Below are 12,046 nucleotides of genomic sequence, written 5' to 3' on the forward strand. Positions count from 1 at the left end.
GCCCCACACCTCCGACGAGGTCCGCGAAGCACTCCAACTCGGCCCCGACACCCCCGTCGTCACCCTCGACGCCCGACGCCGGGACAGCGCCAAGAGCGCCCTCATCACCCTCGTCGAACACGCCCTCCTCGCCCGCCTCCGGTGAGACGGGCGCGTACGGCGACGGTGCGCGCGACAGCGGTGCGGCCCGCGGACCCTCCGGTCCACGGGCCGCACGGTCACGCCGGTCACTCGGTGACGGGCTCCAGACCGGACCGGAGCAGGCCGTAGGTGTAGGCGTCCTCCAGGGCGAGCCAGGAGGCGGTCACCACGTTGTCCGCCACCCCGACCGTGGACCAGGCGGAGGTCCCGTCGGTGGTCTCGATCAGCACCCGGGTCTTCGAGCCGGTGCCGTGCTGGCCCTCCAGGATCCGGACCTTGTAGTCGACCAGCTCCAGCTTGGCCAGCTGCGGGAAGATCCGCTCCAGCGCCGTGCGCAGGGCCTTGTCCAGCGCGTCGACCGGACCGTTGCCCTCGCCGGTGGCGATCATCCGCTCGCCCTTGGCCCGGAGCTTGACGGTGGCCTCGTTCCCGGTACTCCCCTCCGGCCCCTGCTCGCTGATGGTCCGCCAGGACTCCAGGGCGTAGAAGCGCGCGCGGTCGCCCCGCACCTCGTCGCGGAGCAGCAGCTCGAACGAGGCGTCGGCGGACTCGTAGGTGTAGCCGAGGCTCTCCTGCGCCTTGACCCTGGCCACCACCCGTCCGGCGAGGTCGCGGTCGGTCGAGAGGTCGTAGCCGAGCTCCTTTCCCTTCAGCTCGACGGAGGCCCGGCCGGCCATGTCGGAGACCAGCATCCGCATGGTGTTGCCGACCGTCTCCGGGTCGATGTGCTGGTACAGGTCCGGGTCGACCTTGATCGCCGAGGCGTGCAGGCCGGCCTTGTGGGCGAACGCGGAGAAGCCGACGTAGGGCTGGTGGGTGGAGGGGGTCAGGTTGACCAGCTCCGCGACGGCGTGCGAGATCCGGGTCATCTCGGCCAGCTTGCCGGCGGGCAGCACCCTGCGGTCGTACTTGGTCTCCAGCGCGCCGACCACCGGGAAGAGGTTGGCGTTGCCGACCCGCTCGCCGTAGCCGTTGGCGGTGCACTGGACGTGGGTGGCGCCCGCGTCCACCGCGGCCAGGGTGTTGGCGACGGCGCAGCCCGTGTCGTCCTGGGCGTGGATGCCGAGCCGGGCCCCGGTCTCGCGGAGCACGTCGGCGACGATGTCGTGCACGCCGGCCGGCAGCATCCCGCCGTTGGTGTCGCAGAGCACCACCACGTCGGCGCCGGCCCCGTGGGCGGCCCGGACCACGGCGAGGGCGTAGTCCCGGTTGGCCTTGTAGCCGTCGAAGAAGTGCTCGCAGTCGATGAAGACGCGGCGGCCCTGCGCGCGCAGGTGGGCGACGCTGTCCCGGATCATCTCCAGGTTCTCGTCCAGCGTGGTGCGCAGCGCCAGCTCGACGTGGCGGTCGTGGGCCTTGGCGACCAGGGTGACGACGGGCGCGCCCGAGTTCACCAGGGCGGCGAGCTGGGGGTCGTCGGCCGCGTTGCCGCCGGCCCGGCGGGTGGCGCCGAAGGCGACGAGCTGGGCGTTGGCCAGGTCCAGCTCGGTGGCGGCGCGGGCGAAGAACTCGGTGTCCCGGGGGTTGGCGCCGGGCCAGCCGCCCTCGATGAAGCCGACCCCGAACTCGTCCAGGTACCGGGCGATGGCCAGCTTGTCGGCCACCGTGAGGTTGATGCCCTCGCGCTGGGCCCCGTCGCGCAGGGTGGTGTCGAAGACGTGGAAGGCGTCGTCTGGGAGGTTGCTCGCCTGGGTCATGACCCTGGGTTCTCCGTTCCGGGAGGTCGGGTGCTGCTCTGCCGGTTCTGATCCGGCTCCACTGTCCAGCATCCCGCGCGCTCCCCGGTGTCCCTCGGCCCCTTGTGGGGGCTCCGGCCGGTCCGGGGGAAACAAAAAGACCCCTCGCGGGTGCGAGAGGTCTGCGCGCGGGTCTGGACGCTGGTGGTCGCTCCGCATCGGGTACTGCGGGAGCGGTCACTGCGGACCGGCGCGCCTGCTGCTAATAATCAGCGAAAGCGAGGACACGCTCGCAGTCTGGCACACCGATCCGGGATCCGGCCGCCCCGTCTCGGTATCCGGAACGGGGCCGCGGTTGCGCGACGGGTCCGCCCGGTGGACGGCGCGCGACGGGCCGGCGCGCGGCCCGGGCGGCTCCCGTTCCGTCCGGGAGCCCGCCGCGGCGGGCTCCCGGACGTGCCGCTCGCGGCGGTCAGACGATCTTGTGCAGCCAGCCGTGGGTGTCGGCCGCCTGGCCGCCCTGGATGGCCAGCAGGGTCTTGCGCAGCTCCATGGTGACCGGACCGGGCTCGCCGGCACCGACGGTCCAGTCGCCGCCGCGGGACTTGACCGAGCCGACGGGGGTGATCACCGCGGCGGTGCCGCAGGCGAAGACCTCGGTGAGGGTGCCGTCGGCGTTGCCCTGCTTCCACTCCTCGGTGGAGATCTTCCGCTCCTCGACCGCGTAGCCGAGGTCGGCCGCGAGCTGGAGCAGCGAGTCACGGGTGATGCCGGGCAGCAGGGCGCCGGACAGCTCCGGGGTGACGATCCGGGCGTCCGCACCCTCGCCGAAGACGAAGTACAGGTTCATGCCGCCCATCTCCTCGATCCACCGGTGCTCGGCGGCGTCGAGCCAGACCACCTGGTCGCAGCCCTTGGCGGCGGCCTCGGCCTGGGCCACCAGCGAGGCGGCGTAGTTGCCGGCGCACTTGGCGGCGCCCGTGCCACCCGGGGCGGCGCGGACGTAGTCCTCGGAGAGCCAGACCGAGACCGGCTTGACGCCACCGGAGAAGTAGGCGCCGGCCGGGGAGGCGATGATCATGAAGAGGTAGGAGTTGGCCGGGCGGACACCCAGGCCGACCTCGGTGGCGAACATGAACGGGCGCAGGTAGAGGCTCTGCTCGGCCTCGTTCGGGACCCACGCCTGCTCCTGCTGCACGAGCAGCTCGACCGCCTCGACGAAGGTCTCGACCGGCAGCTCCGGCATCGCCAGGCGGCGGGCCGAGGACTGGAAGCGGGCCGCGTTGGCCTCCGGGCGGAAGGTCGAGATCGAGCCGTCGGCCTGGCGGTACGCCTTGAGGCCCTCGAAGATCGCCTGACCGTAGTGGAGGGTCATGTTGGCCGGGTCGATCTCCAGCGGCGCGTACGGCGCCAGCTGGGCGTCGTGCCAGCCCACGCCCTCGGTCCAGCGGATGGTGACCATGTGGTCGGTGAAGACCCTCCCGAACCCCGGGTTAACCAGTCGGGCCTCGCGCTCCGCGTCGGAGAGCGGGTGGGCGGAGGGCTTGAGGTCGAACGTGATGGGCGCCTGGGTGGGCGTGCTCATGGCTGTGTGTCCTTCACCGTGGGGTTGGTCCGGGCCGCCTCCGCCGGGTGAGCGTTTCGGTGGATTTCCCCGAAACGGACGCACAACGGCACGGCCCACTGTCGATACTCGCATCCAGAGGGCCGTGCCGAACAGTCGCCGGCTCCTCGGAGAGCCGCAAGCTGCCGTTATGGGGTCCGGCCCACCGGCCGGAACACCGTCTGTCGGTTCCGGCCCTGCCAGGCCGGACTACCTTCTTTCGGTTCCGGCCTAGCCGGATACTCGGGCGGCGAGCGCGTCGCCGACCTGGGCGGTGGTACGGGTTCCGGTCCGCTCGGTGAGGTCCGCGGCGACCGCGGCCTCGATCCGGGCGGCCTCGGCGGCGAGGCCGAGGTGCTCCAGCAGCATGGCGACCGACAGCACGGTGGCGGTCGGGTCGGCCTTGCCCTGGCCCGCGATGTCCGGCGCCGAACCGTGCACCGGCTCGAACATCGACGGGAACGCGCCGCTCGGGTTGATGTTGCCGCTGGCGGCCAGGCCGATCCCGCCGGTGACGGCGGCGGCCAGGTCGGTCAGGATGTCGCCGAACAGGTTGTCGGTCACGATGACGTCGAACCGCTCGGGCTGGGTGACGAAGAAGATGGTCGCCGCGTCGACGTGCAGGTAGTCGGTGGTGACCTCGGGGAACTCCCGGCCGACCTGCTCGAAGATCCGGGTCCACAGGTGGCCGGCGTGCACCAGCACGTTGTTCTTGTGGACGAGGGTGAGCTTCTTGCGCGGCCGGGCGGCGGCACGCGCGTACGCGTCCCGGACGACCCGCTCGATGCCGAACGCGGTGTTCAGGCTGACCTCGGTGGCCACCTCGTGCTCGGTCCCGGTGCGCAGCGAGCCGCCGTTGCCGACGTACGGGCCCTCGGTGCCCTCGCGGACGACCACGAAGTCGATGTCCGGCTCGCCGGCCAGCGGGGACTTCACGCCGGGGAAGAGCCGGCCGGGGCGGAGGTTGATGTGGTGGTCGAAGGCGAACCGCAGCTTGAGCAGAAGCCCCCGCTCCAGGACGCCCGACGGGACGCTCGGGTCGCCGATGGCGCCGAGCAGGATCGCGTCGTGCGCCTTCAGCTCGGCCAGGACGCTGTCCGGCAGCGTCTCGCCGGTGCGGTGGTAGCGCCGGGCGCCGAGGTCGAACTCGGTGGTCTCCAGCTTCACGTCGGCGGGGAGCACCGCACCAAGGACCTTGAGGCCTTCGGCCACCACTTCCTGGCCGATGCCGTCACCGGGGACAACTGCGAGACGAATCGTGCGAGACATGCTCGGAGGCTACTCCGCCGTCCCAGAGCCTGACATCTGCCGTCCACTATCCGGACATAGCCGCCCGGAAGCGATCAGGTCAGATCGATGTCGACCGGGAAGGGCCGGTTCAGCCTCAGCTGCTTGTGACGGATGCCGGTGGGGCCGTAGTGATCTCAGGCCACCCGGGCCGACCGTCCGGATCTTCCACCTTTCGAGGGGGCGCCCGGCTGTTTGCGGGCGCCCCCTCCTCGGGGTCACGGCAGGGTCAGGACCTGCCCCCTCCGGCCGTCCGGGTTGAAGTGGTGGAGCAGGAACAGGCGGGACGTGTCGCCCTCGGTGCGGCGGATGTCGAGGACGGTGCCGGGCCCGGCGGGCGCGGCGACGGCCGCCGGGCCGCCCTGACCGGTGCGGACGTCGACAGCCGGTTGCAGGACGTCGACGGTCAGCGTGGGCCGGGTGCCGCGCAGGCCGATCGCCGAGAAGGCCCCGGCCGGATCGGGCTTCCCCGCGCCGGCCACACCGGTCCAGAGCGCGTAGCGGACGGTGCTGTGACCCGCCCGCACGCCCGGCAGGACGGCCAGCCGGACCGGGAGGACCACCGCGTCGCTGTCCAGCAACGCCGTGTCGGTGTCCCCCCAGCGCGCGTTGAGCGGCTGGACGTCCAGCTCGGCGCCGGTGCGGGCGTCGAGCGCCCGGGCCACCAGGACGTCGCTGCCGCGCTGCCGGTCGGCCTTGACGATCACGTCGGTGGCGCCGTCCCCGTCGGTGTCGAGCGAGGCCCGGACGCCGAACAGGCCGACCGGGGTGGCGGCGGGCGCCCAGACCTGGGCCCCGAGGTAGAGCACGCCCTCGGCGAGCGGGTCGCCGGCGACGGCGGGAGCGTCGGTGGCCGCGCCGGCCGCCCGCAGGTTGGCGGCCCGGTCCCCGGCGCGCTCGACGCAGACGTCCTGGACCCCGGCGGCCTCGTCCGTGCTGTCGTCCGGCACGATGCCGGCGCCCGGGCCGACCGCCGCACCGCTGTCCGGCGGGCAGTCGGGCCAGCGGGCGGCCTCCCCGCCCAGGGCGAAGGCGCTGAGCAGTCCGGGCCGGTCGCCGGGCGCGGCGGTGCCGGAGAGGGCGGCCAGGGCGTTCGCGCGGATGGTCCGGACCGGAGTGGTGGCGGTCAGCTCGGAGGCCGCTCGCGGGGCCGCGAGGACGGGCACCCGCAGCTCGGGGACGGCCGGGTCGTCCGGGGTGAGCAGCAGCCGGCCGGAGAGCTCGCCCCGGTAGGTGCGGGCCTTGCCGCCCTGGAGGGTGGCGATGGTCGGGTCCGGGACGCGGCCGAGCTGTCCGGGGACCGCGAGGGTGACCCGGACCCGGGCGCTGCCGCCGGCCGGGACGTCGACCCGGCCGGGCGAGACGTCGAAGCGGGCGCCGGGCAGTTCGGTCGCGGCGGCGTAGCCGGTGCGGTAGGCGACCGGGGAGCCGGAGAGGTTGCGCACCTCGACCTCGCGGTCGAGGGTGAGCGGTCCACCGACCGCCACCGGGCCGAAGGAGACGCCGACGGCGCCCTCCACCGCGCCCGCGCCCGCCGCGTAGGCGACGGCGGGGGTGCGGACGGCGCGGTCCACCCGGGCCCGGCCTGCGCCGGTGCGTTCGGGGCCGTAGACCGGGCCGGTGGCGCCGTCGCCGGCCCAGGTGTCGCCGGCGGTGTTCATCAGCGCGGCCTTGACCTGCTCGACGGTCCAGTCGGGGTGGGCGGCGCGGACCAGGGCGGCCAGGCCCGCGGTGTGCGGGGTGGCCATCGAGGTGCCGTCCTCGCGCTGGCCGCCGCTGCCGCTGCCGACCTTGGCGGACCAGATGGTCTCGCCGGGGGCGGCCAGGTCGGGCTTGACCACGCCGGGCACGCCGATGCCCCGGGAGGTGAAGTCGGTGAGGGTGTCGAGGCGCTGCGGCTGGTCCTGGGGGACGACGCCGTGCAGCGGGTTGCCGGGTGCGGCGAGCCGGACCCGGACCGGGCCGGCGGCGGCGCCCTCCCGGAGCCGCGCGCCGTCGGCGTGGGCGAGCAGGGCGAGCGGGACGCGGTCGTTCCCGGCGATCTCGGCGAGGTGGTCGTCGTCGGCGGCGAGCAGCGCACCGATCGCGCCGGCCTCGGCGACGTGGTCGGCGCGGGGGCCGGAGCCGCAGGCGCGCTCGGATTCGCGGGTGCGCCAGGCGAGGACGGCGATCTTTCCGCCGATCCGCTGCCGGTCGGCCTCGGTGAAGGCCGTGCAGCCGTCGGACTGGTCGGCGGGCAGGGCGAGCGCGCCGGTCACGTCGGCGGTGGACCAGTCCTGGTAGCGGGCGCTCCAGTGGGCGGGGACGACGCCGGCGAGCGGTTCGGGGTCGAGCACGGTGATGCCGTCGGCGTCGCTGTGCGGGTCGACGGAGGCGGCGACGGCGACGGCCCGGGCGGCGGTGCCGGGGCTGCCGCCGATGCCGTGGACGTCGCCCTCGTTGCCGGCGGCGGCGACCACGACGGTGCCGAGTTCGGAGAGCCGGTCGACGGCGAGGGCGTCGGCGTCGTCGGTGGAGCCGAAGCGGCTGCCGAGCGAGAGGTTGAGGACGTCGAGCCGGTCGCCGAGGTCGCCGTCGCCGTCGGGGTCGGCGGCCAGGTCGAGGGCCTGGGCGAGCTGATCGGTGGAGCCGTCGCAGCCGAAGACCCGGATCGCGAAGAGCTGGGCGCCGGGTGCGGCGCCGGGGCCGACCCTGAAGCCGGCCGGGTCGAGGCCGGGCCGGTAGGGACCGGTGTACGGGCGTCCGTCGGTGGTGACGCCGAGGCCGGCGGCGGTGCCGGCGACGTGGGTGCCGTGGCCGTTGCGGGCGCAGTCGATCGGGTTGTCGTCGGGGCGGGGTTCGGGCTGGTAGTGCGGGGAGGCCGGGTCGGGGTTGTAGTCGTCGCCGACGAGGTCCCGGCCGCCGACCACCTTGGCGTTGGGGAAGAGGCCGGCGGGCGCGGGCTTCGCGCCGTCCACCGCGGTGAAGGCCTCCTCGGTGCCGGGGCCGCCGAAGTCGGCGTGAGTGTAGTCGATGCCGCTGTCGGCGACGCCGATCCGGACGCCCCCGCCGGTGTTCCCGACGGCGCCGGAGGCCGCGTCCGCGGAGGCCCCGGACCAGACCTCGGGCGCGCCGGTCACCGGCACGGAGTGGGCGTTGGCGCGCTGCTTGCGGACGATCGGGCGGACGGCCGCGACCCCGGGCAGGGTGCGCAGCGCGGACAGCCGGTCGGCGGGCACGGTGACGGCGAGGCCGGTGAGCAGGGTGCGGGTGCGGTAGAGCTCCCGGGCGGTGGGAGCGACGCCGCGGACGGCCTCGGCGAGCCGGTCCAGGGCCGCGGAGGCCCGGGCCCGCTGTCCGGCTCCGGCCCGGGCCGCCTCGCCCCGGACGGCCTCCGGGGAGCGCTGGGCCCGCCGGGCCTCGGCGCCGGCCCGGCGCCAGGCGGGGGCGACGGCTTCGGTGCGGAGTTCCAGCAGGACGGAGGCCGGGGCGCCGGCCGCGGCCGTGCGGCCCGGCGGGGCGCCCGGTGGGCTGCCGGCCGCCGGGGCGGCGGCGAGCAGGATCGGCCCGGCCAGGAGGCTCAGGACGAGCCCGATCCGGACGAGCGGTCGACGGACGGTCGGCTGACGCATGGGACCCTCTCCCCCGGCCGGGGGAGCTGATCCGCATGTCGCGCCGCTGACGCCCGCCCGCGCGGCCGTCGATCACCCTTCCGGGGGCCCCAAATTAGGAATATCGCGCCGGTCAGGGCGAGCAACATCCCCCGAACGGTGGCAACTTGCACTCTCTCGAGTGACCCGCCGTCAGCCCGGTCGGCCTATTCGGAGGATGAACGCGGATCCTGCGGACCCGGTCGTCCGGAAGGGACGGCGAGCCCGCCGGAGGCGGGCCCGCCGGAGGCGGGCCCTCCCGTCAGGCGGAGGCCCTCCCGTCAGGCGAGGGCCCGCCCGTCAGGCGCGGCCGGCCGACCCGCCGTTGTCGCGGCGGTCGAGCGCACGCTGCAGCGCGGCGGCGGCGAAGGGGTTCGGCTCGGCCGTCCGACGGCGGCGGGGGGCGCGGGTCGTGGCGGTGGCGGCGGCGGAAGCGGCGTGGCGGTCTGCGGTCGGGGACATGCCGGGCTCCTTGGTTCGTTGCGTGCCGGGGAAGGACGCGGTGGAGGGTGTGCGACGGGGGGACCCGTGCGAAGCGCGCCGCACGGGGGCGGCGGCGGGTCACGGGACGGCACGCCGGGCGGGGATCACCCGCCCATCGGGCATGCGGGGCCGTCCGGGCCGAACGCCCTGGCTGCAGGGGCGGCACACCGTACGGTCCCTCCACGGTACGACCGGGGCGCGGCCGTGTCTGCACGAATACTTGGATTTCCTACTATCTGAGACGCGGGTCACCCGGAGGAAAGCAGCAGGGCCCGGACCACCGTGCGAGCGGTGGTCCGGGCCCTGCCGGCGGGGCGTTCCGGGGCTCAGTCGCCCAGGTCGACCGAGCGGGCGAAGCGGGCGCCGATCTCGCCGGCGATGGCGGTCAGGACGTCCTGCGGGATCTGGCTGTCCACGGTGATGGAGGCCAGCGCGCCGCTGCCGTCACGGGCCACCTGCATGCCGGCGATGTTGACGCCGGCGTCGCCGAGGTGGCGGCCGAGGACGCCGACCACGCCCGGGCGGTCCTCGTACTTGAAGAAGGCCATGTGGTCGGTGAGCGCCACGTCCACGTCGAAGGCGTCCACGCCGACGATCTTCTGGGTCTGCTTCGGGCCGGACAGCGTGCCGGAGATGGCGATCTCCTCGCCGCTCGCCAGGGTGCCGCGCACGGTGATCACGTTGCGGTGCTCCAGGCTCTCGCTGGACGTGGTCAGGCGCACCTCGACGCCGCGCTCCTGCGCGAACAGCGGGGCGTTGACGTAGGACACCGTCTCCGCCACGACGTCCTCGAACACGCCCTTGAGCGCGGAGAGTTCGAGCACCTTCACGTCGTGCTGGGTGATCTCGCCGCGCACCTCAACGTCGAGCCGGACGGCCACCTCGCCGGCCAGCGCGGTGAAGATCCGGCCGAGCTTCTCGGCCAGCGGCAGACCCGGACGGACGTCCTCGGCGATGACGCCGCCCTGGACGTTGACCGCGTCCGGCACCAGCTCGCCGGCCAGCGCCAGCCGGACCGACCTGGCGACGGCGATGCCGGCCTTCTCCTGCGCCTCGTCGGTGGAGGCTCCCAGGTGCGGGGTGGCCACCACGTTGTCGAAGGCGAACAGCGGCGAGTCGGTGCACGGCTCCTTGGTGTACACGTCGAGGCCGGCGCCGGCCACCCGGCCGTCGCGCAGCGCGGAGGCGAGCGCCTCCTCGTCGACGATGCCGCCGCGGGCCGCGTTGACGATCCGGACGCTCGGCTTGACCTTGTGCAGTGCCTCGTCACCGATCAGGCCGATGGTCTCCGGGGTCTTCGGGAGGTGGACGGTGATGAAGTCCGAGACCTCCAGCAGCTCCTCCAGGGAGACCAGCTTGACGCCCATCTGCGCGGCGCGGGCGGCCTGGATGTAGGGGTCGTACGCGACGATCTTCATGCCGAACGCGGACATCCGCTGCGCGACCAGGACGCCGATCCGGCCGAGGCCGACCACGCCGAGGACCTTCTCGCTCAGCTCGACGCCGGTGTACTTGTTGCGCTTCCACTCGCCCTGCTTGAGCGCGGCGTTGGCCGGCGCGATGTTGCGGGCGACCGAGATCAGCAGGCCGCAGGCGAGTTCGGCGGCGGTGACGATGTTGGAGGTCGGCGCGTTGACGACCATGACGCCGGCCTTGGTGGAGGCGGCGACGTCCACGTTGTCCAGGCCCACGCCGGCACGGGCGACGACCTTCAACTTGCGTGCGGCGGCCAGTGCCTCGGCGTCGATCTTGGTGGCCGAGCGGATCAGGACGGCGTCGACGTCCGCGATGGCGGTCAGCAGCTCGGTGCGGTCCGCGCCGTTGCAGTGACGGATCTCGAAGTCGGGACCGAGGGCGTCGACGGTGGCGGGCGACAGCTCCTCGGCGATCAGTACGACGCCGGATTTCACAGTGTTAGCAGTGCTCACGACAGTGTTGTCCTTAACTGTCCGGTTCTCCCCGGCACGTAGGTGGCGTGGAAGGCGGGGGGAAGGTGGCATGCCGCGTAGGTAGACGCACGACGCTGTGGGCCTGACGCGCACTCGGAAGTGTATCGACGGGCTGGGTACCAGGCTGCTCCCGTCCGGCGAAATCACCCGGACGGGAGCAGCCTAGTTGTACAAGGGCGTCACAGGAGCGGTGAGGCTCAGGCCTCTTCCTTGACCCAGCTCATCAGCTTGCGGAGCTTCTTGCCGGTGGTCTCCAGCAGGTGGTCCTCGTCGGCCTTCTTGTACTCGTTGTACTTGGGCAGACCGGCCTTGTACTCGGCGATCCAGGTGTTGGCGAAGGTGCCGTCCTGGATCTCGGTGAGGACCTTCTTCATCTCGGCCTTGGTGGCGTCGGTGATGATGCGGGGGCCGGTGACGTAGTCGCCCCACTCGGCGGTCTCGGAGACCGACCAGCGCATCTTCTCCAGGCCGCCCTCGTACATCAGGTCGACGATGAGCTTCAGCTCGTGCAGGCACTCGAAGTAGGCGATCTCCGGCTGGTAGCCGGCCTCGACCAGGGTCTCGAACCCGGCCTTCACCAGGGCGGCGGTGCCACCGCAGAGGACGGCCTGCTCGCCGAACAGGTCGGTCTCGGTCTCCTCGGTGAAGGTGGTCTTGATGACACCGGCCTTGGTGGCGCCCAGGCCCTTGGCGTAGGACAGCGCCAGGGCGAACGCGTTGCCGCTGAAGTCCTGCTCCACGGCGACGATCGCGGGGACGCCGCGACCCTCCTCGTACTGGCGGCGGACCAGGTGGCCCGGGCCCTTCGGGGCGACCATGCAGACGTCGACGTCGGCCGGGGGCTTGATGAAGCCGAAGCGGATGTTCAGGCCGTGGCCGAAGAACAGGGCGTCGCCGGCCTTCAGGTGCGGGGCGATGTCCGCCTCGTACACGTCGGACTGGATCGGGTCCGGGACGAGGATCATGATGACGTCGGCCTCGGCCGCCGCCTCGGCGGGGGTGACCACGCGCAGCCCGGCCTCCTCGGCCTTCTGGCGCGACTTCGAGTCGGGCTTCAGGCCGACCCGGACGTCCGCGCCCGAGTCGCGCAGGGACAGCGCGTGGGCGTGGCCCTGGCTGCCGTAGCCGATGACCGCGACCTTGCGGCCCTGGATGATGGACAGGTCGGCGTCGTCTTCGTAGAACAGCTCGGCCACGGGGGCACTTCTCCTTGCGTGGTGGTGTTGCCGGGTACTGCGGTTCCAACCGTACGTGGACCCGGCGGTGCGGTGGGACGGT

The 12,046-nt window shown here is 73.4% G+C and carries 7 protein-coding genes and 1 pseudogene; 1 reads left to right on the top strand and 7 read right to left on the bottom strand.

Translation table 11 applies throughout. The features are described 5' to 3' along the window. Positions 1 to 145, top strand: a pseudogene (locus tag PUR61_RS31580) (ATP-binding protein); the annotation flags it as partial. Positions 146 to 227: 82 nt separating this feature from the next. Here PUR61_RS31580 and cimA read toward each other — a convergent pair. From cimA to ilvC, 7 genes are all read right to left on the bottom strand, one after another. Further along, complete coding sequence (gene cimA, locus PUR61_RS31585) at positions 228 to 1,838, bottom strand: citramalate synthase (RefSeq protein WP_329882921.1); 1,611 nt, start codon at positions 1,836 to 1,838, stop codon at positions 228 to 230. Positions 1,839 to 2,289: 451 nt separating this feature from the next. Beyond that, positions 2,290 to 3,402, bottom strand: coding sequence for a branched-chain amino acid aminotransferase (locus PUR61_RS31590; RefSeq protein WP_329882922.1), 1,113 nt, complete (start codon positions 3,400 to 3,402; stop codon positions 2,290 to 2,292). Between the two features lie 249 nt (positions 3,403 to 3,651). Next, entirely contained in the window at positions 3,652 to 4,689 is a 1,038-nt protein-coding gene (locus PUR61_RS31595) for a 3-isopropylmalate dehydrogenase (protein ID WP_329882923.1), read from the bottom strand. A 236-nt stretch (positions 4,690 to 4,925) separates the two neighbouring features. Then, the gene (locus PUR61_RS31600; RefSeq protein WP_329882924.1) at positions 4,926 to 8,318 is read right to left on the bottom strand and encodes a S8 family serine peptidase; all 3,393 of its coding nucleotides are present in this window, start codon (positions 8,316 to 8,318) and stop codon (positions 4,926 to 4,928) included. Positions 8,319 to 8,636: 318 nt separating this feature from the next. Beyond that, positions 8,637 to 8,798 (bottom strand): hypothetical protein, encoded by a 162-nt coding sequence (locus tag PUR61_RS31605; protein WP_329882925.1) that lies wholly within the window; start codon positions 8,796 to 8,798, stop codon positions 8,637 to 8,639. 347 nt (positions 8,799 to 9,145) lie between these two features. After that, the gene (serA, locus tag PUR61_RS31610) at positions 9,146 to 10,747 is read right to left on the bottom strand and encodes a phosphoglycerate dehydrogenase (RefSeq protein ID WP_329882926.1); all 1,602 of its coding nucleotides are present in this window, start codon (positions 10,745 to 10,747) and stop codon (positions 9,146 to 9,148) included. A 218-nt stretch (positions 10,748 to 10,965) separates the two neighbouring features. After that, positions 10,966 to 11,964 (bottom strand): ketol-acid reductoisomerase, encoded by a 999-nt coding sequence (ilvC, locus tag PUR61_RS31615; protein ID WP_329882927.1) that lies wholly within the window; start codon positions 11,962 to 11,964, stop codon positions 10,966 to 10,968. Between the last annotated feature and the right edge of the window lie 82 nt (positions 11,965 to 12,046).

This window comes from Streptomyces sp. BE20 (assembly GCF_036322525.1).
Taxonomy (GTDB): Bacteria; Actinomycetota; Actinomycetes; order Streptomycetales; family Streptomycetaceae; genus Kitasatospora.

Bases quoted from the DNA above. Each gene is read 5' to 3' on its own strand.
- cimA (WP_329882921.1), bottom strand. From the start codon at position 1,838: ATGACCCAGGCGAGCAACCTCCCAGACGACGCCTTCCACGTCTTCGAC.
- PUR61_RS31590 (WP_329882922.1), bottom strand. From the start codon at position 3,402: ATGAGCACGCCCACCCAGGCGCCCATCACGTTCGACCTCAAGCCCTCC.
- PUR61_RS31595 (WP_329882923.1), bottom strand. From the start codon at position 4,689: ATGTCTCGCACGATTCGTCTCGCAGTTGTCCCCGGTGACGGCATCGGC.
- PUR61_RS31600 (WP_329882924.1), bottom strand. From the start codon at position 8,318: ATGCGTCAGCCGACCGTCCGTCGACCGCTCGTCCGGATCGGGCTCGTC.
- PUR61_RS31605 (WP_329882925.1), bottom strand. From the start codon at position 8,798: ATGTCCCCGACCGCAGACCGCCACGCCGCTTCCGCCGCCGCCACCGCC.